This window comes from Streptomyces sp. LMG1-1-1.1, from assembly GCF_040815545.1.
Classification (GTDB): Bacteria; Actinomycetota; Actinomycetes; order Streptomycetales; family Streptomycetaceae; genus Streptomyces.
On the sequence record NZ_JBFPNH010000076.1, the window covers coordinates 194,439 to 217,121 of the forward strand.

Here is a 22,683-nt window from a genome sequence, read left to right on the forward strand (position 1 = left end):
GGTGGCGTGCGGAGAGGGCGGGGACGGTCAGCGCGAGGTGTCGAAGACCTCGTCGCGCGTGGTGGCGAGGGCGCTTTCGAGGGCGCCGCGCAGGACGGGGCTCCGGCGTACGGCGGAGAGGACGAGCCGCGGCCGGGAAGGGGCGAGGTCGGCGAGTTCGGACTGGACGCGGGCGCGCAGGGGTTCGCCGCCGGTGACGAGGGCGTCCCCGGACAGCACGATCAGTTCGGGGTCGAGTACGGCCACGAGGGCGGCGAGGCCGGTGGCGAGGCGCTCGGCGTAGCGGTCGAGCAGTTCCGCGTACCGGGGGTCGTCCTCGTGGGTCTCGGCGGCCCGGGACAGCAGCCCGCTGACCACCGGTACGAAGGGGTGGTCGGGGGTCGCGATCCCGGCGGCGCGGGCGATCCGCGGCACGGACTGGATGCCGGCGAGTTCCTGGAAGCCGCCGGAGTTGGCCTTGGTGACCTGTCGTACGAGCGGGGTGCCGGGCACGGGCAGGAAGCCGAGCTCGCCGGCCCCGCCGGTGAAGCCGCGGTGCAGCCGCCCGCCGAGGACGAGGGCGGCGCCGAGGCCGCCCTCGTTCCACAGCAGGACGAAGTCGTCGTGGTCGCGGGCGGCACCCACGCGCTGTTCGGCGACGGCGACGAGGTTGACGTCGTTCTCGTACTCGAACGGCATGGGCAGGACGGCGGCCAGCTCCTCCAGGAGGGTGGGGGAGTGCCAGCCGGGCAGGTGGGAGGCGTACCGCAGGCGTCCGGTGGCCGGGTCGAAGGCGCCGGGGGTGCCGATGACCAGGCGCCGGACGTCCTCGCGGGCGAGTCCGGCGGCCTTGGTCGCCCCGTCGAGGGCGTCGGTGACCTGGCGGACGACGCCGGAGTTGGCGCGGCCGGGGGTGCGGAGTTCGAACTCGCCGACGATCTCGCCCGTGACGTCGGCGACGGCGGCGTGGACGCGGTGCTGGTCGACGTCGAGTCCCGCGGCGTACGCGGCGCGCGGGTTCACCGCGTAGAGCTGGGCGTTCGGTCCCGGCCTGCCCTCGGTGGTGCCGGTGGCGACGACGAGCCCGGCCGCTTCGAGGCGGGCGAGCAGTTGGGAGGCGGTCGGCTTGGACAGGCCGGTGAGCTTGCCGATGCGGGTCCGCGAGAGCGTGCCGTGCTCCAGGAGCAGGTCGAGGGCGGCGCGGTCGTTCATGGCCCGCAGGACGCGCGGTGTGCCGGGGGTTCCCGGGGTCGTACCGGCCATTGAGTCCGCACCTGCCTTTCCACGATGGTCGGGCCATTGTGCTGCCTGGCGGCCGGCCCGTTCTCCCGCTGCTCTGTTAGGAAAGTTTCCTATTCGGTGGGAGGAAGGTAAGGCGGCCGCCGCGAAAGCGTCAATACCCGGGAACGCGGGACGCCCCCGAAGGCAACCAAAGCGTTACCTGCGGGGGCGTCGGGCCGTACGGGCGGTGCTACTTCGAGAGGTCGGGCTTCGGCAGCGGGGTCGCCGCCGCCGACTGCGGCGAGGTCGCCGAGGCGAACGCCGACGGCGCCGCCATGCCCGCCGTCGGGTCGCCCGCGGCCTCCTCGGCCTGCGCCGGGAGCCCGCCGACGATCCGGATGCCGGCCTCGTCCAGACCCCGCTTGATGCGCCAGCGCAGCTCGCGCTCCACACCCAGCTTCTTCCCCGGCATCGTCTTCGCCGAGACCCGGACCGTCATCGAGTCGAGCAGCACCTCGTTCAGGCCGAGCACCTCGACCGGACCCCAGAGGCGCTCGTTCCACGGCTCCTCCTTCGCCATGGCGTCCGCCGCCTCGGTGATCACCGACCGCAGCTGCTCCAGGTCCTCCGTCGGCCGGACGGTCACGTCCACGGCCGCCGTCGCCCAGCCCTGGCTGAGGTTCCCTATCCGCTTGATCTCGCCGTTGCGCACGTACCAGATCTCGCCGTCCACGCCGCGCAGCTTGGTCACCCGCAGGCCCACCTCGACGACTTCGCCGGAGGCCACGCCCGCGTCGACCGAGTCACCGACGCCGTACTGGTCCTCCAGGATCATGAAGACGCCGGAGAGGAAGTCCGTCACCAGGTTCCGCGCGCCGAAACCGATCGCCACACCGGCCACACCGGCCGAGGCGAGCAGCGGCGCCAGGTCGATCTTGAACGCGCCGAGGACCATCAGGCCCGCCGTGCCCAGGATGAGGAACGACGCGACCGAGCGGAGGACCGAGCCGATCGCCTCCGAGCGCTGCCGGCGCCGCTCGGTGTTGACGAGGAGGCCGCCGAGCGCCGTCCCCTCCACCGCCTGCGCCGACCGGTTCATCCGCTCGATCAGCTTCGTCAGGGCGCGGCGGACGGCCATCCGCAGCAGCAGCGCGACGACCAGGATCAGCAGGATGCGCAGCCCGGTGTTCAGCCAGGTGGACCAGTTCTCCTCCACCCAGCTCGCCGCGTTCGTCGCCTTCTCCGCGGCCTCGTCCAGGGTCACCGGAATGGGTTCGGGTTCGGTGGCAGCCGCTAGGGCGGACCAGGACACGGGGCAACCTCCAGGCATCGCGGACGCAGGCCTTCCACACTAACGGGGCATCGGATGTGCTCCCGCTGCCCTGTTCGAGGGAGAGACCGACCTCACCTGGGCAAGTAAGAGGCAGGTAAGAGGAGGAGCTGCCGATGTGGTCGAGAACACTCCGGACCCGCCACCCCGATTCCGGTACGTGGTGGCGCTCCGACCAGGCCTGAGGAGAGACTGAGAGCAGTTCGTCCCGGCGCGAGCCACGCGCCGCCGGCGCCATAGGAGGCATCCGTGCCGCATGTCCTGGTCCTCAACGCGTCGTACGAGCCGCTCGGCGTCGTACCGCTCCGCCGCGCACTCGTCCTCGTCCTGGAGAACAAGGCTCTCTGCCTCGAGGAGTCCGGCGCCTTCCTGCACAGCGAGACCCAAGTCCTCCCCGCTCCCAGCGTGGTGCGACTGAAGCGCTTCGTGCGGGTCCCCTACCGGGGGCCCGTTCCCTTGACCCGCAGAGCCCTCTTCGCCCGCGACGGCGGGCGCTGCGTGTACTGCGGCGGCGTCGCCACCAGCGTCGACCACGTCATCCCGCGCAGCCGCGGGGGCACGCACGCCTGGGACAACGTGGTGGCGGCCTGCCGCCGCTGCAACCACGTCAAGGCCGACCGGCACCTCCGCGAGATCGGCTGGCGCCTGCGCCACCAACCGGCCCCGCCGTCCGGCCTGGCCTGGCGGATCATCGGGACCGGACACCGGGACCCCCGCTGGCTGCCGTACCTCCAGCCGTACGGCGCCGAGGACGTGATGGCCCGGATCGACTCCGTCGCCGACGCCCCCGTGAGGGCGCTGACGACGGGTTGAGCCGGGCCTTTCGCGTATCCGGGGCCATCGGCACGGGAGCGGCGCACCCCCAGGGGCGCGCCGCTCCTCGGACGTGTCAGTCGGCCTCGGGCGGTGGCGACGATCCCGCCGGTTCCCGCGCCTCCACGGCATACGTCTCCACCGACCAGAGGGAGTAGCCGAACCGGGTCGCCCGCGCCTCGCCCTGCACCCGCAGGAAGCGCGTGTCCGCCGCGTCCATCCGGACCGACTCCCGGCCGCCCCTGCCGTCCGCGACGGTCGCCGCCGTGCGCCACACGCGCCCGTCGGCGGAGACCTGGACGCGGTACCGGGAGGCGTACGCGTCCTGCCAGTGCAGCACCACCTGCCCTATCCGCGCCGGCTCGGCCAGCTCCAGCTGCCACCAGGCGCCGTCCTCCGCGGGCGAGGACCAGCGGGTCGCCGGATCGCCGTCCACCGCGGAGGCGGCCGGGAAGTCCGGGGTCTCGTCGCCCGAGGACGACACCGTCGCCGCCCGCGCCAGGTCGGGTCCTCCCGTACGGGGGAAGGCCCGCACCGTCAGCACGCGTTCCTCGCCCGCGAACGACACCGGCACCCGGTACGTGCCGGCCGGCACGTCCGCGCCCACCGACACCTCCAGCGGGACGCTCGTCCGCGCACCGCGCACCACCGCGGCCTCCTTCGGGAGGCGGACCGCGATCCCCTTCGGGGCCTTCGCCGTCAGCGCCCCGCGCACCTCGTCCGCGCGCACGCCCGACAGCTCCACGTCCACCCGCCGCGCCGGTCCGCCGATCTCCGCGTCCGTCTCCGTACGGGCCAGTTCGAGCCCGGCCCGGGGGCCGTCCGCGAACCACGGCACCAGCGAGCGCACCCCGGGGTCCCGGCCCTCGCCGCTCCACACCACGCGCAGCGCGTCGGCCCGCAGCCCCTTCAGATCGGTCTGCGTCCAGCCGGACGCCGACAGCGGGCCGAGCGGCCGCCAACCCTCGCCGGAGACGTGCGCCTCCACGCGCGCGTCCGTGCCCGCCCCCGCGCCGCCCGGCCCGGCCAGCACGGTGAGGGCCGCCACGGGCCGCGTCCGGTCGAGCCGCACGGTGTACGAGCCGGGGGCGCGGTCGGCCCGCGCGGCCGCGGGGCGGTCGGCACCGGTCCAGGCCGTCGACTCCGCCACCGCGCGCGTGAGGAACGGATCGAGGACCCCCGCGCCGACCGTCACCCGGCCCGCCTCCAACGCCTCCCGCAGCGGTTCGAGGGCCAGCCGCGCCCGCCAGGCCGCCTGGCCGTCGCCGCGGTCCTGGGCGAGGAGCATGTCGATCGCCGTCTCGCCGGCCGCTCCGTACCGCGCGAGCCGGTCGAGCCAGGGGCCCGTCTCGTCGTCGAAGGCGGAACCGGCGGTGGCCGCGAGCCGCTCGGGGGCCCGGCGCATCACGGTGAACGCGGCCCGCAGCTCGCGCGCCGCCCGCTCCCGCGCGGCCCTGCCCGCCGGGGTGTCCGGGGTGGTGCGCGAGGCCCGGAACGCGGCGAGCAGCGGCTTCAGATAGGCCGATTCGCCCTTCGGGTCGAGGATCGACGAGGCGCCGTTCCCGGCGAGTGCGCGCAGCGCCTCGCGGGCCGCCGGGTCCGGGCCCGCGAGGTCGTCGACGGCCGCCCGCCAGGACTCCTGAGGCCGGTAGCCCCGCGGGTTCCAGGCGTAGTCGGCGGCGGTGAAGAGCGGGATCCGGGAGGCCGTGGCCTGCTCCATGGCGTGGGCCAGGAAGGCGGCGGAACCGGCGGCCACGGCCGGCTCCCGGCCCGTGGCGGGACCGAGGAACAGCCGGTCCTGCGCGTAGTCGTTGACCGGGTAGTTGTCCATCGTGACCAGCGGGTGCCCGCCCAGGGCCGCCCGCGCCCCGGCCAGTTCGCGGCCGGTGATCGTGCGCGGGACGACGCCGACGCCCGTCCACGCCACCCGCACCTCCGCGTCGAGCGCCCGGGCGAACGCCGTGCGGTAGGCGGTCGCGCCGTCCTGGTAGTACTCCGTCGGCATCACGGTCAGCGGCTCGGCGCCCGGGTGCCGGTCGGCCAGGTGCCGGGCGACGGTGTTCGCCACGCGCGCGTGTGCGGCGGCCGCGGCCGCGGGACCCCGCCCGAAGGCGTCGGCGTCCTCGTCGCAGTGCCACTCGTCGTACGAGGCGTCCTGGAACTGGAGCTGGAAGACGCGCACCCCGAGGTCCCACATGGCGTCGAGCTTCCGCGTCAGAGCGCTCACGTCGCCGGCCGAGGCCAGGCACATGGACTGCGCGGGCGCCACGGCCCAGCCGAGGGTCACCCGGTTGGCGCGGGCCCGTTCGGCGAGCGCGCGGAACTCCCGCCGCTGCTCCTCCGGATAGGGATCGCGCCACTGCGCCCGGCGGTACGGGTCGTCCCCCGGCGCGTACAGATAGCGGTTCTGCTTGGTGCGGCCGAGGAAGTCGAGCTGGGCGAGTCGCTGTTCGAGGGTCCAGGGGCTGCCGTAGAAGCCCTCGGTGATCCCGCGCTCGACCGTGCCCGGCCAGTCGCGGACGACGACCCCGGGGACCTCGCGGCCGGTGCCGACGAGCTGGCGCAGCGTCTGGACGGCGTGGAAGAGGCCGTCCTCGCCGACCCCGTCGAGGACGACGGTCTCCCGCCCCTGGTAGCGGCCGGTCGCCAGGCGGTAGCCGCCGCGCGGGAGATCGAGCCGCTCGGGCACGCGCAGGGCCGCCAGCGCCGCCTCCGCCGCCTCGCCGGTGGGCCCGGCGAGCCGCAGGACCGGGCCCCGGCCCGGGAGCCCGGTGTGGACGGTCCGCACCCCGGTGGCCCGGAGCAGCTCGCGCAGGGCGGCGACCGCGTACGGATCGGCGTCGGCGTCCGCGAGCAGCGTCACCTCGTCCCCGAGGCGTACGGAGGGCCCTGCGCCGGTCAGCGACTGCGGCCGGGGCCACACGGCGGGCACGGCCGGCGCGGGGGCACCCGCGCGCCCCGCGGCGGGAACCCCCGGGCCCGGGGGAGCCGCCGGTGTGGCGGGAGCCGTCGGCGCGGTGGGGGCCGACGGGGCCGCGGGTGCGGCCGGTGCCGCCGGGGTCGCGTACACCGGGCCCGGTGCGGCGCCGCCCAGGAGGCCGCCGATGACGGCGGCAGCGACGGCCGTCGCTGTCCGCTTCCTGCGCCCGACGTGCACGGGGTCTCCCTCCGGACAGGCCCGGCCGCTCCGCCGGGTTGGTCACGAGTGGGTCACGAGCCCACCACCCGTCGCACGGAAGTGTCAATGAGAGCGGGCGATGTGTCGCCTTTGCCCGGCGATTCGTCGGCGAGGTGACGTCACTTCGCCACTTTCCGCCGGTAAAACGAGGTGCGGTGGGTAGGGCTCAGTCGCACGCCCAGGTCCCACCTGTCGAGACGAAACCGGGAGACCCCCGTGACCACGACCGCCCGCCACCTCGGACGGATACGCGTTCCCCAGCAGGCGCCGGACACCGGCGCGCCGCTGACCAGCGAACCGCCGCTGCCCGACGCGGCCCCCCTCACCAGTGAACCGCCCCTGACCGAGGCGGCCCCCCTCACCAGCGAGCCCACCGCCCCCGGCAGCGCGGGTGGCACGGAGTCCCCCGGAGTATGAAGTGACCCTGGCCCGTCTCGCCGCCCGTCACGGCGTCGCCACCGCGTACAGCCCTTCCGAAGGCGTCACCGTTCCCGTGCCCGACGCCACCGTGGTCGCCGTCCTCGGCGCCCTGGGCGTCGACGCGGCCACGCCGGAGGCGGTCGCCGCCGCCCTCGGCGCGGCGGAACGGGCCGACCGGGACCGCCTGCTGCCCCCCACCCTGGTCCACCGGCGGGGCGACGAGCCCCTCCGGCCCCCGGCGGACCTGCCGACCGGCACCCGCCTCCGGGTCACCACCGAGGAGGGCGCCGTCCTCACCGGCCGGGACTGGGAGCGGCTGCCCCTCGGCGTCCACACGGTCACGGCGCAGGCCCCCGACGGGCGCGCCGCCACCGCCACCCTGATCGTGAGCCCCGCGCGCGTGCCCGCGCCCGCGCGGCGCGCGTACGGGCTGCTCGTCCAGCTCTACTCGCTGCTCTCCAGCCGCTCCTGGGGCATGGGGGACCTCGGCGACCTGCGTGAACTCGCCGGCTGGGCGGGCCGCGTCCACGGCGCCGGCTTCGTCCAGGTCAACCCGCTCCACGCGGGCGTGCCCGGGGCGCCCGCCGACCCCTCCCCGTACCGCCCCTCCTCGCGCCGCTTCCCGGACCCCGTCCACCTGAGGATCGAGGAGATCCCCGAGTACGCCCTGGTGGGCCCCGAGCGCCGCGAGGAGCTCGACCGGATCCTCGGCGACGCCGCCGAACTGCGCGAACGGGTCCTCGGCAAGGGTGCGCTGATCGACCGGGACGCCGTGTGGGACGTCAAGCGGCGGGCCCTGGAGATCGTGGTCGGGAGCGTGGACCTCGGGCCCGGGCGGCGCGCCGCCTTCCACGACTTCCTCGCCGACCGCGGCCGCGCCCTGGAGGACCACGCGACCTACCAGGCCCTCGCCGAGCGGCACGGCCACCACTGGCGCGACTGGCCCGAGGAGCTGCGCGGGCCGCGCACGGCGGAGTCCGCCGTGCGCACCGACCCGGAGCTCGCCGCCCGGGTCGACTTCCACTGCCGGCTCGCCTGGCTGACGGACCGGCAGCTGGCCGACGCCGCCGCGGCCGCCCGCGAGGCCGGGATGGAGATCGGGATCGTCCACGACCTGGCCGTCGGCGTCCACCCGGAGGGCTCGGACGCCTGGGCCCAGCAGGACGCCTTCGCCGCCGGCATGTCGGTCGGCGCCCCGCCGGACGCCTTCAACTCCCGCGGCCAGGACTGGGGGCTGCCGCCCTGGCGGCCCGACGCCCTCGCAGCCGCGGGCTACGCCCCCTACCGGGGCCTCCTGCGCGAACTCCTGCGCCACGCGGGCGCGCTGCGCATCGACCACGTCATGGGCCTGTTCCGGCTCTGGTGGGTGCCGGAGGGCCACGCGCCCACCGAGGGGACGTACGTCCGCTATGACGCCGAGGCGATGCTCGCCGTCCTCGTCCTGGAGGCGCACCGCGCCGGCGCCCTCGTCATCGGCGAGGACCTCGGCACGGTCGAGCCGGGGGTGCGCGAGGAGCTGGCCCGGCGCGGGGTGTTCGGCACCTCCGTGCTCTGGTTCGAGCGGGACTGGGCGGGCACCGGCCGCCCGCTGCCCCCGGCGGAGTGGCGCCCGGAGTGCGTGGCCACCGCCACCACCCACGACCTGCCGCCCACCGCCGCCCGGCTGTCCGGCGACCACGTGGCGCTGCGGCACCGGCTCGGCCTGACCGACGGCGATCCGGAGCGCGACCGCGCGGCCGACGCGGCCGAGACCGCGGAGTGGCTGGCCCTGTTCCAGCGGCTCGGGCTGCTGCCGGAGGGGACCGGGGACGAGGAGGCCGGCATCCGGGCCGTCCACCGGTTCCTGCTCGCCACGCCCGCCCGGATGGTGGGGGTGTGGCTGCCGGACGCGGTGGGGGACCGCAGGCCGCAGAACCTGCCGGGCACCTGGGACCAGTACCCCAACTGGCGGCTGCCGCTCGCGGGCCCGGACGGCCAGCCGCTCACCCTCGAACAGTTCGCCGCCTCCCCCCGGGCGCACGCCCTGCTGCGCGAGCTGCGCGACCGTACGGCGTCCGGTGACGGGTTCGGCGAGCGGGGGAGCGCTCGTACGGCACCCCCGGGCGCGCGGTCCGTTTAGGTGTTCGCTACGTTTGCACCGTGGACAAGAAGAACGCACTGCGCGCCGGCTCCGTCGCGGCCGGTACGACGCTGATGATGCTGCTCATGTCGTCCCCCGCGCTCGCGCTCACCCGCGACGACGGTGACGACCCGGCCCCCAAGCTGAGTGTCGTCGAGACGCTCGGCCTCTACGTGGCCGCCCCGCTGGTGCTGTTCCTGGTCATCATCGGCCTGGTGATGGTGCTCGACAAGTCCAAGAAGGCGTAACCGCCTCATCGCACTCCGCCGAGGGCGCCGCACGGTACGAGGTACCGTGCGGCGCCCTCGCGTGCGTTGAGGCCCCCGCCGCCCACCGTCGTCAGGCGGTCGTGGCGAGCAGTTTCCGGAGGAGCGCGGAGAGGTGGTCCGCCTCCTCCTCGGTGAGCGCGGCCGTCAGGGCGGCGCTCTGCTCCGCGAGGCCGGCGCCGACGGCCTGGTCCACCAGTTCCCTGCCGCGCTCGCTGAGGGTGACCCGCAGCCCGCGCCGGTCGTTGGGGTCGGGGCTGCGCGTGAGGAGCCCGGCCTTCTCCAGCTTGTCGAGCCGGCCCGTCATGCCGCCGGTGGTGATCATCAGCGTGGCGGTCAGCTCGCGCGGCGAGAGCGTGTACGGCTCCCCGGACCTGCGCAGGGTGGCGAGCACGTCGAACTCCCCGAGCGCCATGCCGTAGGGCGCGTACGCCTTGTCCACCTTGCCGCGCATGGCGTTGGCCAGCCGGTAGATCCGGCCGAAGACGGCCATCGGCCCGGTGTCCAGGTCGGGGCGGACAGCCGCCCACTGGTCGGTGATGGCGTCGACGGCGTCGTAGCCGGGGTTCTGCGTCGTCATGGCCTCAGTTTCCTCTTCCCTTCCGGTCGGTGGCAAGAAAGCCACTTGCAAGTAAGTAGCTTAGTGCTAAGTTAATTACTGCCAAGGCAGTCCGGCATCCGACAGCAGGGGGAACCGTCATGTCCCGCAAGGCGGCAGTCGTCGCGCTCACCGCACTCGCCCCGATCTCCTGGGGCTCCACCTACTTCGTCACCACCGAGTTCCTGCCGCCCGACCGGCCGCTGTTCACCGGCCTGATGCGCGCCCTGCCCGCCGGCCTCCTCCTGCTCGCCCTCACCCGGAAGCTCCCCAAGGGCGCCTGGTGGGGCAAGGCGGCGGTCCTCGGAGCCCTGAACATCGGCGCCTTCTTCCCGCTCCTCTTCCTCGCCGCCTACCGGCTCCCCGGCGGTGTCGCCGCCGTCGTCGGTTCCGTCGGCCCGCTCTTCGTCGTCGGCCTCGCCGCCCTCTTCCTCGGCGACAAGCCCACCGCGAAGTCCCTGATCACCGCGGTCGTCGCCGCCTTCGGCGTCAGTCTGGTGGTCCTCAAGGCGGGGGCCGCGCTCGACGCGGTCGGCGTGGGGGCCGGACTGCTCTCGTCGCTCTCCATGTCGGCCGGCATCGTCTTCACCAAGCGCTGGGGCCGCCCTGAAGGCGTCGGCGCCCTCGCCCTCACCGGCTGGCAGCTCACCGCCGGCGGCCTGGTCATCCTGCCCATCGCCTTCCTGGTCGAGGGCGCCCCGCCGGCCCTGACCGGCACCCACCTGGCCGGCTACGCCTACCTCGCCTTCGGCAACACCGCGATCTCCTACTTCCTCTGGTTCCGCGGCATCGAGCGACTGAGCGCCTCCTCGGTCACCTTCCTCGGCCCGCTCTCCCCGATCACCGCGGCGATCATCGGCTGGGCGGCACTCGGCCAGGCGCTCGGTCCGGTGCAGGTCGTCGGCATGCTGATCGCCTTCGGCGCCACCCTTGCGGGCCAGCTGAACCCCCGTACGCCGAAGGCCCCGCAGGTCGAACCGTTCAGCTCCACTGAAAAGAACGGTCAGGAAGTTTCGATGGACCTGGGGGTTTCGGGGGTGCGACGGTAGCCGGCATGAAGCCGATCACCGCCCGCCTCCCGACCGTCGCCCGGACCACCGGGACCCGGACCGCCACGCCCCCCGCCCCCGCCACAGCCGCCCCCGCCGCCGAATCCGCGGCCACCGAAGCCGCGCTCACCGCACCCGCAGTCACCGAGAGGCCGGCACCCGCCAAGGGCGCCGGCCTCGGTGTGCTCCTCGCGCTCCTCGCCACCGTCGTCTGGTCCGGCAGCTTCGTCGCCGCCCGGGCCCTCCACGACACCGTGCCCCCGGTCCAGGCCGCCTTCTGGCGCTGGATCGTCGCCCTCCTCGCCGTCGCCCCGCTCGCCGCCCGCGAGACCTGGCGGCAGCGGCACCTGATCCGCCGCCACCTCCGCTTCCTCGCCCTCGCCGCACTGCTGGGCATCACCGTCTACAACACCCTGGTCAACCAGGCGGGGACCGCCACCTCCGCCGGCAACATGGGCATGATCATGGCCGCCTCCCCGGTCCTCATGGCGCTCTTCGCCCGCCTCGGCGGCAACCGCCTCGGCCCGCGCCGCACCACCGGCATGCTCATCGCCTGCGCCGGCGTCCTGCTCCTCGTCAGCAAGGGCTCGCTCGCCCCGGACCTCGCCACCGGCGACCTCTGGGTCATGGCCGCGGCCGTCTGCTTCGCCTCCTACAGCGCCCTGCTCAAGCGCCGCCCCGCCGAACTCGGCGGCCTCGCCTTCCTCTTCACCACCTTCGCCCTCGGCGCGCTCATGCTCCTCCCGGCGTACGGGGCCAGCCTCGCCGTCCAGGGCGGCTTCGAGCCCACCACCGGCACCGTCGGCCCGCTCGTCTACGTCGGCGTGCTCTCCTCCGCCGTCGCCTTCTTCGCCTGGAACAAGGCAGTCACCCTGATCGGCGCCGCGCGCGCCGGGATCGTGTACTACCTCCAGCCCGTCTGCGTCGCCCTCCTCTCGTACGCCCTCCTCGGCGAACGGCTCGGCCTCCTCGGCGGCGCCAGCATGGCCCTCATCCTCGGCGGAGTGGCACTGAGCTCCGCGAGGTAGACGCGGCCGGATAGGTTGCGCCCCATGACCGAGTGGGACATCAAGAAGCTCCATATCCTCCGCACCCTCCGCGACCGCGGCACCGTCACCGCGACCGCGGAGGCCCTGCTCATGACCCCCTCGGCCGTGTCGCAGCAGCTCACCAACCTCGCCAGGCAGCTCGGCGTGCGCCTCCTGGAGGCCCAGGGCCGCCGGGTCCGGCTCACCGACGCCGCCCACCTGGTGCTGCGGCACGCGGAGGCGGTCTTCGCGCAGCTGGAACGCGCCGACGCCGAACTCGACGGATACCTGAGGGGAGAGGCGGGACAGGTGAGGGTGGCGGCGTTCTCGACGTCGGTGCCCGCGCTCGTCGTCCCCGCCGTACGGCAGCTGCGCACCGCGCACCCCGGGCTCGACGTCCGCGTCCGGGAGGCCGAGGCGGCGGAGGCGTACGAGCTGCTCGCGGCCGGCCAGGTGGACCTGGCGCTCTCGCTCGCCGCCCACGCGCCCTCCGTGCGCGACCCCAAGTTCAGCCGGGTGCCCCTGCTCGCCGACCCGCTCGACGTGGCCCTGCCCGCCGGCCACCCGCTCGCCGACGCCCCCGGGCTGCGACTCGCCGACCTCGCCGCCGAGCCCTGGATCTTCGGCGGCTCCGGCCCCTGGTCCGAGATCACCACCGCCGCGTGCGAGGCCGCCGGCTTCGTGCCCGAGCAGGCCCACAGCGCCTCCGGCTGGACCGCGATCCTCGCGATGGTCGAGGCCGGGATGGGGATCGCCCTCGTCCCCCGGATGGCCTCCGCCGAACGCCGGGGCGGCGCCGGCGTCGTGATGCGCGTCCTCTCCGCCGACCAGCCGCGCCGCCACGTCGTCGCGGCGGTACGGCGCGGGGCGGAGGACGGCCCGGCGGTGTCCCGGGTCCTGGCCGCGCTCCGCCAGGCGGCGGCGGCCCGCGAGACCTTTCAGCAGAACTGAACGGCGTCGTCGAAAACATTCGATGGACCGCTCGGGTCCCCGGGGCGCAGAGTCGGGACATGACCTTCGAGACGAGCCCGGACCAGGACCCGCACGCCAACGACGCCGCCCCCTATTCCGGCGGCGACCCGTACGCCGACTACCGCTCCGGTGACTTCCCCTTCACCGAGCTCGTCGACCTCGCCGACCGCCGCCTCGGCGGCGGCGTCGTGGCCGCCAACGACGAGTTCTTCGCGGAACGGGAGAACCTCCTCGTCCGCGGGCCGGCTGTCTTCGACCCGGAGCGCTTCGGCCACAAGGGCAAGATCATGGACGGCTGGGAGACCCGCCGCCGCCGCGGCGCCGACGCCGAGAACGTCTTTCCCGCCCCCGAGGACCACGACTGGGCGATCGTCCGCCTCGGCGCCCCCGGCGTCATCCGCGGGATCGTCGTCGACACCGCCCACTTCCGCGGCAACCACCCGCAGCGGGTGAGCATCCAGGCCACCGCCGTGGAGGGCTCGCCCGGCCCCGCCGAGCTGCTCGACGCGAAGTGGGAGGAGCTCGTCCCGCCCACCCCCGTCCGCGGCCACGCCGCCAACGGCTTCACGATCGACGCCGAGCGCCGCTGGACGCACGTCCGGGTCTGCCAGCACCCCGACGGCGGCATCGCCCGCCTCCGCGTCCACGGCGAGGTCGTGCCCGACCCCGAGTGGCTCGAACTCCTCGGCACCCTCGACCTGATCGCCGTGCTCAACGGCGGTTCGTACGAGGACGCGTCGGACCGGTTCTACTCCTCGCCCACCCAGATCATCCTGCCCGGCACCTCGCGCAAGATGGACGACGGCTGGGAGAACCGCCGCCGCCGGGTCCGCGACACCAACGACTGGGTCCGCTTCCGGCTCGCCGCCCAGGGAGCCGTCCGCGCGGTCGAGATCGACACCGCCTACCTCAAGGGCAACTCGGCCGGCTGGATCGCCCTCCAGGGCTGCAACGGCGATCCCGCGGGCGGCGCGGAGTGGTTCGAGATCATCCCCAGGACCCGCCTCCAGCCCGACACCCCGCACCGCTTCAAGCTCCCCGCCCAGGCCGTCGTCACCCACGTCCGCCTCGACGCCTTCCCCGACGGCGGCGTCGCCCGGATGCGCCTCCACGGCACGTTCACGGAGCAGGGCGCGGCCGACCTGCGCGCCCGGTACGCGGCCCTCGGCGGCTGACCCGGCGCAGGGGGCGCCACGACAGCGAGGGGGGCGCCCCCGCGGCGAACCGGGCGACACGACGACTAAGGGGCGCCCCCACGGGGGAGGGCGCCCCTTCACCGGTCACCCGACCGACGTCACGCGCGGTCCGCGGCCTGCGCCTTCAGGGCACGCTCGATGCCCGCGCGGCACTCGGTCACCATGCGCCGCAGCGCCGGAACCGGGTTGTGCTCCGCGATCCACGCGTCCGTCGCGTCCAGGGTCTCCTGGGAGACCTGGAGCGTCGGGTAGAGGCCGACCACGACCTGCTGGATCATCTCGTGGCTGCGGGTCTCCGAGACGCCCTTGATCGCCGCGAAGTACTTCGCCGTGTACGGGGCGATCAGCTCGCGCTGGTCGGACTGGACGAAGCCGCCGATGACGGCCTCCTGCACGGCGTTCGCCAGCTTGTCGTCCTCGACGACCGACGCCCAGGCCTCCGCCTTCGCGGCCTCCGTCGGGCGGGCCGCCCGCGCGGTCGCCGCGTGCCGCTCGCCGGCCGCGGTCCGGTCGCGCTCCAGCTCGGCGGCGATCTCCGCCTCGTCGAAGCGGCCGGTGGCCGCGAGCCGCTGCACGAACGCCCAGCGCAGCTCGGTGTCGACGGCGAGGCCGTCGATCACCACACCGCCGTCGAGCAGCCCGGCGAGCACGTCGAGCTCGGCGTCCGTACGGGCGGTCGCCGCGAAGGCCCGCGCCCACGCCAGCTGGTGGTCGCTGCCGCCCTCGGCGGCGCGCAGCTGCTCCTGGGCGAAGGTGCCCCAGCGCGCCAGGCCCTCGGCCCGCCACTCCGGCGCCGCGTACAGGTCGAGAGCCGCCTTGACCTGGCCCTGGAGCGACTGGACCACGCCGATGTCGGACTCCTTGGCGATGCCCGAGAGCACCAGCGCCAGGTAGTCGCGGGTCGCCAGCTCGCCGTCGCGGGTCATGTCCCAGGCGGAGGCCCAGCACAGGGCGCGCGGCAGCGACTCGGCGAAGTCGCCGAGGTGCGCGGTGACGTTGGTGAGGGACACCTCGTCGAGGCGGACCTTCGCGTACGACAGGTCGTCGTCGTTGAGGAGGACGACCGCCGGGCGGGCCTTGCCCACCAGCTGCGGAACGGCGGTCAGGCCGGCCGCCTCGATGTCCAGCTCCAGGCGGTCGGTGCGGACCAGCCGGCCGGCCTCGTCGAGGTCGTAGAAGCCGATCGCGATGCGGTGCGGACGCAGGACGGCCTCGCCCTTGGCGCCGGCGGGCAGCGCGGGCGCCTCCTGCCTGACGGCGAAGGAGGTGATGAAGCCGTTCTCGTCGGTCTCGACCTCCGGGCGGAGGATGTTGATGCCGGCCGTCTCCAGCCACGCCTTCGACCAGGTCTTCAGGTCACGTCCGGAGGTCTCCTCCAGGGCGCCGAGCAGGTCGGACAGGCGCGTGTTGCCGAAGGCGTGCGCCTGGAAGTAGGCCTGGACGCCCTTGAAGAACTCGTCCTGGCCGACGTAGGCGACGAGCTGCTTCAGGACGCTGGCGCCCTTGGCGTACGTGATCCCGTCGAAGTTGACGAGCACGTCCTCCAGGTCGTTGATCTCGGCCATGATCGGGTGCGTCGACGGCAGCTGGTCCTGGCGGTAGGCCCAGGTCTTCTCCGCGTTGGCGAAGGTCGTCCAGGCGTTGGGCCAGCGGGTGCCCGTCACCGAGGCCTGGCAGGCGACCGAGGTGTAGGTGGCGAACGACTCGTTCAGCCACAGGTCGTTCCACCACTCCATGGTCACGAGGTCGCCGAACCACATGTGGGCGAGCTCGTGCAGGATCGTCTCGGCACGCCGCTCGTACGCCGCGTCCGTCACCTTCGAGCGGAAGACGTACTGGTCGCGGATGGTGACCGCGCCCGCGTTCTCCATCGCGCCCGCGTTGAACTCCGGCACGAAGAGCTGGTCGTACTTCGCGAACGGGTAGTCGTACGCGAACTTCTCCTGGAACCAGTCGAAGCCCTGGCGCGTGACGTCGAAGATGTGCTCCGCGTCCAGGAACTCGGCCAGCGACGGACGGCAGTAGATGCCCAGCGGGACGGTCTGGCCGTCCTTCTCGTACGACGAGTGCACCGCGTGGTACGGGCCCACGATCAGCGCGGTGATGTACGTCGAGATGCGCGGGGTCGGCTCGAAGACCCAGACGTCGTCCTTCGGCGTCTCGGGCGTCGGCGAGTTGGAGATGACCTTCCAGCCGGCCGGGGCCTTCACGGTGAACTGGAAGGTCGCCTTCAGGTCGGGCTGCTCGAAGGAGGCGAAGACCCGCCGCGCGTCCGGCACCTCGAACTGGGTGTACAGATAGGCCTGGTCGTCGACCGGGTCGACGAAGCGGTGCAGACCCTCACCGGTGTTGGTGTACGCGCAGTCGGCGACGACCTTCAGCTCGTTGCGGCCGGCGACCAGGTGGTCGAGGGCGATCCGCGAGTCGCGGAAGACGGCCGCGACGTCGAGCGACCGGCCGTTCAGCACGGCCTCGTGGACGGCGGGTGCGACGAGGTCGATGAAGGTCGAGGCACCGGCCTCTGCGGAATCGAAGCGGACGGTGGTGACGGACCGGTAGGTGCCGCCCTCCTGCGCACCGGTGAGGTCGAGTTCGACCTCGTACGCGTCCACGGTCAGCAGTGCTGCCCGCTGCTGAGCCTCTTCACGGGTCAGGTTCGTGCCAGGCACCCGGTCAACTCCTCGGTTTCGTGACGTTTGGGCCATCCTTCCACGGGGTGCCTCAGCGGCGCACCGCGCATTTCCATGGTCCGTCGCCGCTGATCCGCAGCAGCCCGGGACCCGGCACGGGGGCGCTCACCCGGACCTCTCCGATTTCGTTGACCAGCAGGTCCTGCTCCTCGTCGTCGTAGAGCGGGTCCCGCGGCGGGGTGTGCTGGTGGACCGTGAAGTTCGACTCCCCGTGGTGCGCGAAGTCGAGCACCCCGGGGGGCCCGTCGTAGATCACCAGGTCGTGTGCGAGGCCCTCGACGTGGCTGTCGAAACGACGGGCGTGGGACAGCGGCAGCACCCGCAGCGTCCAGGGCGCGTCGGCCTCCACCCGCAGCGTCAGCGGGCGGGCGCGCGGGACCAGGGCGACCGTCCGGGCGCGGACGTCGTCCTCGTACGCCATGAGGAGGAACTCCTGGGCCCGCCCGTAGGTGTCGCAGGCCTCGATCGTGGTGGAGAGCGAGTGGAACGACTCGATCTCCAGGAGCACCCAGTGACCCGGCGGCAGCGCCGGGTCGCAGTGCACGGTCTCCTTGCCGCGCCCCTGGTAGACGGCCGGCCGGAACTCTCCGCCGTACGGGTCCGCCACCGGCACGGGCGGGGCCGCGGGCGCCGGCGGCGCGGGCGGCGGGACGTAGCCGGGGCCCGGGATCGGCGGCGGCGGGGACTCCACCACGATGCCGAAGTCCGTCGCGAGCCCGGCCAGGCCCGAGGCGTACCCCTGGCCGACGGCGCGGAACCGCCAGCCGCCGCCGTGCCGGTAGAACTCCCCGAAGACGAAGGCCGTCTCCGTCGTCGCGCTCCCGATCGCGCAGTACGCCACGGGGTTCCCGGCCCCGTCCGTGACCCGTACGTCGAGCCCGGGGACCCGCCCGAAGGCACCCCCGTCGGCGGAGGCGGCGATCACCAGGCGCCCCACGTCCGGCTCCACGCGCGCGAGGTCGAGCCACATCCAGTCGGCGGCCGGGCTGCCGGGCGCGCCCGGCGCCGACCTCCCCAGGTGCCGCACAGCCCCCGAGGGATGCTCGGCGTGGTTGTAGAAGACGAGGTCGGCGTCGCCCCGCACCCGCTCCCCGGCCCCGAGCAGCAGCGCCGACACGTCCACGTCGGGCACCTCGTGCCCGGTCCGCCAGCTGACCGCGACATGGAGGGGCCGCGGGGGCACCGGGACGTTCGCACCCCTGGGTATCTGGGTCATGGAGGCACTCTGGCACGCGCAGGCACGCCGGAGGGGCGGCTCCCCGCAACGGGAAGCCGCCCCTCCGGAGGGTGCCCGGGGTCAGCCCTTGAGCTCGGCCGCGACGAGCTCCGCGATCTGCACGGCGTTCAGCGCCGCGCCCTTGCGCAGGTTGTCGTTGGAGAGGAACAGCGCCAGGCCGTTGTCGACGGTCTCGTCCACGCGGATGCGTCCGACGTACGAGGCGTCCTTGCCGGCCGCCTGGAGCGGGGTCGGGATCTCGGAGAGCACGACGCCCTCGGCGTCCTCCAGCAGCTCGTAGGCGCGCTCGACGCTGATGGGGCGCTCGAAGCGGACGTTGACCTGGAGGGAGTGGCCGGAGAAGACCGGGACGCGCACGCAGGTGCCGGAGACCTTGAGCTCCGGGATCTCCAGGATCTTGCGGGACTCGTTGCGGAGCTTCTGCTCCTCGTCCGTCTCGAAGGAGCCGTCGTCGACGACGGAGCCGGCCAGCGGGACCACGTTGAAGGCGATCGGGCGCTTGTAGACGGCGGGCTCGGGGAACTCGACGGCCTCGCCGTCGAACGCCAGCTGGTCGGCCTTCTCGGCCACGGCACACGCCTGCGTGCGCAGCTCGGCGACACCGGCCACGCCCGAGCCGGACACGGCCTGGTAGGTGGTGGCGATCAGCGCGGTCAGGCCGGCCTCCTGGTGGAGGGGCTTGAGGACCGGCATGGCGGCCATCGTGGTGCAGTTCGGGTTGGCGATGATGCCCTTGGGGCGGTCCTTGATCGCGTGCGGGTTGACCTCGGAGACCACCAGCGGGACCTCGGGGTCGCGGCGCCAGGCGGAGGAGTTGTCGATCACGACGGCGCCCTGCGAGGCGACCTTCTCGGCGAGGGCCTTGGAGGTGGCGCCGCCGGCGGAGAAGAGCACGATGTCCAGGCCGGTGTAGTCGGCGGTGGAGGCGTCCTCGACCGTGACCCCGTCCACGACCGTGCCGGCGGAACGCGCGGAGGCGAACAGCCGCAGCTCGTCGACCGGGAAGTCGCGCTCGACGAGGATCTTCCGCATGACTGTGCCGACCTGACCGGTGGCTCCTACGATTCCGACCTTCACGGGGACTCCTCCGTACGTTTGTGCAGGGTGCTGCCGGTCCATGATGCGTATGTCCCCGCCCGCCTTGTCCAATCCATTGTCCAAGGGTCGGGACGCGTCCTGGACGCGTCCCACCCGGGGCTCAGGACGCGAAAGGGGCGGACGCCGGTTTCGGCGTCCGCCCCCCCTCACTCGTACGGTGCTACGGGGTGACCGCGCCGATCAGGACGCTGCCGGTGCCCGCGACGGTGCCGCGGGCGTTGAGCAGGCGGACCTCGCCGAAGAACTGGCGTCCCTCGGGAGCCGCGCCGGCGACCAGGACCTCGGCCGCCACCGGGGCGGAGGCGCCGTTGGCCAGGGTGACCTGCTTCGACTCGTCGACCTTCACGGTGCCGAGCGCGGACGAGTAGTACACGTCCTTGTAGTCGTACGTGGTGCCGCCCGCGGCCTGCACCGAGTAGCCGTCGATCACGACGGTGTACGTGCCCGGGGCCGGCTTCACCAGGGAGACGGCCTCCTCCGAGTCGCCGTCCGCCGACTGGCCGACGGTCTTGCCGTTCAGCGTGACCGTCAGGTCGAGGTCGGCGGCCTTGTCGGACGTGTTGCCGATGGCGATGTCGAGCCGCTCCACGCCCTCACCGATGGTGACGGTCTTCGTGTGCTTCTCGTGGTGCTGGATGGTCGGCGTCTCGCTCTTCTGCGAGCCGAGCGAGCCGCCCTTGAGGGTGCCCGTGACGCCCGCGAAGCGGTTCGTGACCGTCCACTGGACCGCGGCCGGGGTGCCGATCTTCGCCTCCGGGACCGTCTGCACGGCCGGGTCGAAGTCGGCGCCCAGGACGGAGACGCCCAGGGTGTACGGGTTGTCCAGGTCCGGCGACGTACGGCGGGACTCGACCTCGATCTCCCAGACGCCCGGGGTCGGGTCCGGGTAGGACCGCAGGTCGGGGCGGCAGGTGTTGGCCGGGTTGTAGTGCGGGTAGCACTGCGTGGTGGCGCTGTCCTCGATGCCGACGCCGACCGGGTGGATGGAGATGAACCGGGTCTGGCTCTTCTCCTTCAGACCGCCGAGCGCGACCTCCAGCGTCTTGGCGCCCTGGGGCACGGTGACGAAGTAGGACTTGCTGCTGTTGCGCTGCACCGAGCTGGTGGCGGTGAAGCCGTAGCCCGGGGCGACCAGGTCGTTCGCGACGATCGAGGTGGCGAGGATCTGCTTGTCGACGCCCTCGGTGCGCTCGTCGTCGGCCTCCAGGATGACGCTGTGCGCACCGGCGGTGGCGGCGCGGGCCTGGAGCTTGACGGTGACCGGCTTGTTCAGCGGCAGGTCGATCTCGTCGTCGCCGAGGATGCGGAAGGTGCCGTCGTTGTACTTGAGGTCGAGCTCGTGCTCGATCGGCCGGTCGGGGCCGCTCGTGCGCGTGATGGTGACGTCGTAGACCTTCTTCTGGCCGACCTTGAGGCCGCCCTCGCGGTCGTACACACCGGTGCCGGTGTGCGGGGCCGGGAAGATCACGGTGTCGACCGGGGCCTGGACCGTGTAGTCGTGCGCGGTCGCGCCGTCCTTGATCGACTCCCAGGCCTCCTCGATGTCCATGAGGCCCGAGCCCTGCTCGTGCGCCGCGACACCGGGGATGCGCTTCGCGGTCGAGGTCAGCGCGGTCCGCAGGGTGAGCGGGGAGAGCGCGATGCCCTTCTGCTTCGCGGCCGAGATCAGCAGCGCGCTCGCGCCCGCCGCCTGCGGCGAGGACATCGAGGTGCCGTTGAGCATGCCGTAGCCGGCGGGCAGCGTGTAGCCCGACTCGGCGACGCCGGCGCCCGGCAGCCAGGTCGGGATGGTGTTCACGGCCGAGCCGGGGGCGGTGATGGTCGGGGTGAAGCCGCCGTCCTCACGCGGACCGCGCGAGGAGAAGGGGAACATGGCGTACTTCTTCTCGACGGCCGAGCCGTAGTTGGCGGCCCAGGTCTCCTTGGAGACGGCCGCGCCGACCGAGATGACCTTGTCGGCCAGGCCGGGGTCGCCGATCGTGTTGATGCCGGGGCCCTCGTTGCCGGCCGAGATGACCAGCTGGACGCCGTACTGGTCGATCAGGCGGGTGTAGAGGCGCGACCGGACGTTGTCGCCGTCGTTCTGCTGCGGCAGGCCGCCGATCGACATGTTGACGATGTCGACGCCGCGGTTGACGACGAGGTCCGTCATGCCCTCGGTGAGGGCGGTGTTGGTGCAGCCGCCGGACCAGGTGCACGCGCGCGCGGAGACGATCTTCGCGCCGGGGGCCGCGCCGCTCATCCTGCCGCCGAAGAGGCCGTTGGCGGCGGTGATGCCGGCGACGTGGGTGCCGTGCGAGGACTCGACGAGGCCGATGTTGACGAAGTCGGCCTTCTTGCCGACCCAGGTGCCGCCGGCCGGGTCCATCGGGACGTCCTTGCGGATCTCCACGACGAACGGGGTGCGCTCGGCGACCGGGGTGGACGGGTCGTCGGTACCGAAGTAGCCGATCTGGTACCCGGCCTTGTACGGCTTCATCGGCGCGTTGTCCGTGAAGTCGTTGTTCTGGTCGGTGTCCACGCGGACGGTGCCGGCGGCCGGGTCGTACAGCATGCCGAAGACGTCGGTGGTGTCGCCGTCCCGGTTGATGTCGCCCTTGGGGTCGCCGCCCGTGGTGGCCGCCTCGGAGAAGCGGCTGAACTGGTACGAGCCCGCCGGGGCCGTCCAGCTCTGGGTGGCGGCGGTGAAGACGGGGCCGGCGACCGGGGTGATCTGGGCGCGCCAGGTGGCGTCGCCCTCGGTCAGCGGGTCGGTGGCGGTGACCCAGTCGACGATCTTGCGCTCGCCGGTGGTGGTCTTCTGGAGGGCCGGGTGGCCGAGGTCCACACCGGAGTCCAGGATGCCGATGGTCACGCCGCGGCCGTCGGCCTTCGGGTGCTCCTTGACGAAGTCGACCGCGCCCGTCTCGTGGGACGGGTTGTACGGGTTCTTCGCCGGGGTGTTCGGGCCCGGGGCCGGGTAGGTCGTGGCGACCGTGGTGCCGTCGACGGCGCCCGTCGAGGCGCCCGCGTCCGGGGTCGGGTCGTCCAGCGGGATCTCGGCCTGGAGGTCGATCGACTGGACGGAGGAGAGCTGCGTGGCGGCCTTGATCGCGGCGGCGGCCTTGGCGGTCGGCAGGGTGGCGCGGACGTAGCCGAGCGCGTCCTGGCGCTTGCCGACGGAGGCGCCGGGGACGGCGTCGAGCTGGTCGGCGACCTGCTCGGTGGCGCCGGGGGCGGTGGCGACGAGGACGGTGACGTTCTTCTCGCCGCCGGCCTGCGCCTCGGTGAGGCGCTGGGCGTCGATCGCGCCGAGCTTGTCGGCGGGGTCCGAGGCCTTGACCGGGGGAGTGGTGTCCGGGGCTTCGGTGGCGAGCACGGGCGCGGCGCCGGTCGCGACCAGCGCGGCGACGAGCCCGGCGGCGGCGGCGATGCGCGCGGCGCGCCTGTGCCCGGGCGTCGAGCGTCCGGGTATGGAGCTCCGAGTTTCGGGGGTGGTCATCTACATCC

General features: G+C 73.6%; 16 protein-coding genes. 8 read left to right on the forward strand and 8 right to left on the reverse strand.

The genetic code is table 11. The features are described 5' to 3' along the window. Positions 1-27 precede the first annotated feature (27 nt). Together MRBLMG1_RS34400 and MRBLMG1_RS34405 are read right to left on the reverse strand one after the other, a co-directional pair. Positions 28-1,242 carry an ROK family transcriptional regulator gene (locus MRBLMG1_RS34400; RefSeq protein ID WP_367828075.1) on the reverse strand — a complete coding sequence of 405 codons (1,215 nt, stop codon included), beginning with the start codon at positions 1,240-1,242 and terminating at the stop codon, positions 28-30. A 208-nt stretch (positions 1,243-1,450) separates the two neighbouring features. After that, positions 1,451-2,530, reverse strand: coding sequence for a mechanosensitive ion channel family protein (locus MRBLMG1_RS34405; RefSeq protein ID WP_414721704.1), 1,080 nt, complete (start codon positions 2,528-2,530; stop codon positions 1,451-1,453). Between the two features lie 249 nt (positions 2,531-2,779). Between MRBLMG1_RS34405 and MRBLMG1_RS34410 the strand changes: the two genes are divergently transcribed. After that, complete coding sequence (locus MRBLMG1_RS34410; RefSeq protein WP_366305888.1) at positions 2,780-3,343, forward strand: HNH endonuclease; 564 nt, start codon at positions 2,780-2,782, stop codon at positions 3,341-3,343. Between the two features lie 76 nt (positions 3,344-3,419). Here the strand turns inward: MRBLMG1_RS34410 and MRBLMG1_RS34415 are convergent, their stop codons facing one another. Then, the gene (locus MRBLMG1_RS34415) at positions 3,420-6,500 is read right to left on the reverse strand and encodes a beta-N-acetylglucosaminidase domain-containing protein (protein WP_367828077.1); all 3,081 of its coding nucleotides are present in this window, start codon (positions 6,498-6,500) and stop codon (positions 3,420-3,422) included. A 237-nt stretch (positions 6,501-6,737) separates the two neighbouring features. On the opposite strand from MRBLMG1_RS34415, the gene MRBLMG1_RS34420 reads away from it, so the two are divergent. The 3 genes from MRBLMG1_RS34420 to MRBLMG1_RS34430 are packed head-to-tail and all read left to right on the forward strand — an operon-like array spanning position 6,738 to position 9,308. Continuing rightward, positions 6,738-6,938, forward strand: a complete 201-nt coding sequence (locus tag MRBLMG1_RS34420; RefSeq protein ID WP_367828078.1) for a hypothetical protein — start codon at positions 6,738-6,740, stop codon at positions 6,936-6,938. Position 6,939: 1 nt separating this feature from the next. Continuing rightward, positions 6,940-9,060, forward strand: coding sequence for a 4-alpha-glucanotransferase (gene malQ / locus MRBLMG1_RS34425; protein WP_367828079.1), 2,121 nt, complete (start codon positions 6,940-6,942; stop codon positions 9,058-9,060). Positions 9,061-9,080: 20 nt separating this feature from the next. Beyond that, the gene (locus tag MRBLMG1_RS34430) at positions 9,081-9,308 is read left to right on the forward strand and encodes a hypothetical protein (protein ID WP_367828080.1); all 228 of its coding nucleotides are present in this window, start codon (positions 9,081-9,083) and stop codon (positions 9,306-9,308) included. A gap of 91 nt (positions 9,309-9,399) precedes the next feature. Here the strand turns inward: MRBLMG1_RS34430 and MRBLMG1_RS34435 are convergent, their stop codons facing one another. Continuing rightward, positions 9,400-9,906, reverse strand: a complete 507-nt coding sequence (locus tag MRBLMG1_RS34435; protein ID WP_367828081.1) for a MarR family winged helix-turn-helix transcriptional regulator — start codon at positions 9,904-9,906, stop codon at positions 9,400-9,402. A 119-nt stretch (positions 9,907-10,025) separates the two neighbouring features. Here MRBLMG1_RS34435 and MRBLMG1_RS34440 point away from each other — a divergent pair, with 119 nt between their 5' ends. Genes MRBLMG1_RS34440 through alc form a run of 4 tightly spaced genes read left to right on the forward strand, consistent with a single transcriptional unit; the run spans position 10,026 to position 14,148 of the window. Further along, positions 10,026-10,973, forward strand: a complete 948-nt coding sequence (locus MRBLMG1_RS34440; RefSeq protein WP_367828082.1) for an EamA family transporter — start codon at positions 10,026-10,028, stop codon at positions 10,971-10,973. A 5-nt stretch (positions 10,974-10,978) separates the two neighbouring features. Continuing rightward, positions 10,979-12,001 carry a DMT family transporter gene (locus MRBLMG1_RS34445; RefSeq protein ID WP_367828083.1) on the forward strand — a complete coding sequence of 341 codons (1,023 nt, stop codon included), beginning with the start codon at positions 10,979-10,981 and terminating at the stop codon, positions 11,999-12,001. A 24-nt stretch (positions 12,002-12,025) separates the two neighbouring features. Then, complete coding sequence (locus tag MRBLMG1_RS34450; RefSeq protein WP_367828084.1) at positions 12,026-12,952, forward strand: LysR family transcriptional regulator; 927 nt, start codon at positions 12,026-12,028, stop codon at positions 12,950-12,952. Between the two features lie 59 nt (positions 12,953-13,011). Next, entirely contained in the window at positions 13,012-14,148 is a 1,137-nt protein-coding gene (alc, locus tag MRBLMG1_RS34455) for an allantoicase (RefSeq protein WP_367828085.1), read from the forward strand. Between the two features lie 119 nt (positions 14,149-14,267). Here the strand turns inward: alc and pepN are convergent, their stop codons facing one another. The 4 genes from pepN to MRBLMG1_RS34475 all read right to left on the reverse strand — a co-directional run bounded on the left by pepN (position 14,268) and on the right by MRBLMG1_RS34475 (position 22,675). Continuing rightward, positions 14,268-16,838 (reverse strand): aminopeptidase N, encoded by a 2,571-nt coding sequence (gene pepN, locus MRBLMG1_RS34460; RefSeq protein ID WP_367828086.1) that lies wholly within the window; start codon positions 16,836-16,838, stop codon positions 14,268-14,270. A 52-nt stretch (positions 16,839-16,890) separates the two neighbouring features. After that, positions 16,891-18,075: a TerD family protein gene (locus MRBLMG1_RS34465; protein WP_367828087.1), complete on the reverse strand. Its 1,185-nt coding sequence runs from the start codon at positions 18,073-18,075 to the stop codon at positions 16,891-16,893. An 81-nt stretch (positions 18,076-18,156) separates the two neighbouring features. Next, positions 18,157-19,173: an aspartate-semialdehyde dehydrogenase gene (locus MRBLMG1_RS34470; protein WP_367828088.1), complete on the reverse strand. Its 1,017-nt coding sequence runs from the start codon at positions 19,171-19,173 to the stop codon at positions 18,157-18,159. Between the two features lie 181 nt (positions 19,174-19,354). Further along, positions 19,355-22,675 (reverse strand): S8 family serine peptidase, encoded by a 3,321-nt coding sequence (locus MRBLMG1_RS34475; RefSeq protein WP_367828089.1) that lies wholly within the window; start codon positions 22,673-22,675, stop codon positions 19,355-19,357. Between the last annotated feature and the right edge of the window lie 8 nt (positions 22,676-22,683).

Excerpts from the sequence above, each read along its gene's own strand:
- MRBLMG1_RS34400 (WP_367828075.1), bottom strand. The coding sequence starts at position 1,242 with ATGGCCGGTACGACCCCGGGAACCCCCGGCACACCGCGCGTCCTGCGG.
- MRBLMG1_RS34405 (WP_414721704.1), bottom strand. The coding sequence starts at position 2,530 with ATGCCTGGAGGTTGCCCCGTGTCCTGGTCCGCCCTAGCGGCTGCCACC.
- MRBLMG1_RS34435 (WP_367828081.1), bottom strand. The coding sequence starts at position 9,906 with ATGACGACGCAGAACCCCGGCTACGACGCCGTCGACGCCATCACCGAC.
- MRBLMG1_RS34440 (WP_367828082.1), top strand. The coding sequence starts at position 10,026 with ATGTCCCGCAAGGCGGCAGTCGTCGCGCTCACCGCACTCGCCCCGATC.
- MRBLMG1_RS34445 (WP_367828083.1), top strand. The coding sequence starts at position 10,979 with ATGAAGCCGATCACCGCCCGCCTCCCGACCGTCGCCCGGACCACCGGG.
- MRBLMG1_RS34450 (WP_367828084.1), top strand. The coding sequence starts at position 12,026 with ATGACCGAGTGGGACATCAAGAAGCTCCATATCCTCCGCACCCTCCGC.
- alc (WP_367828085.1), top strand. The coding sequence starts at position 13,012 with ATGACCTTCGAGACGAGCCCGGACCAGGACCCGCACGCCAACGACGCC.
- MRBLMG1_RS34465 (WP_367828087.1), bottom strand. The coding sequence starts at position 18,075 with ATGACCCAGATACCCAGGGGTGCGAACGTCCCGGTGCCCCCGCGGCCC.
- MRBLMG1_RS34475 (WP_367828089.1), bottom strand. The coding sequence starts at position 22,675 with ATGACCACCCCCGAAACTCGGAGCTCCATACCCGGACGCTCGACGCCC.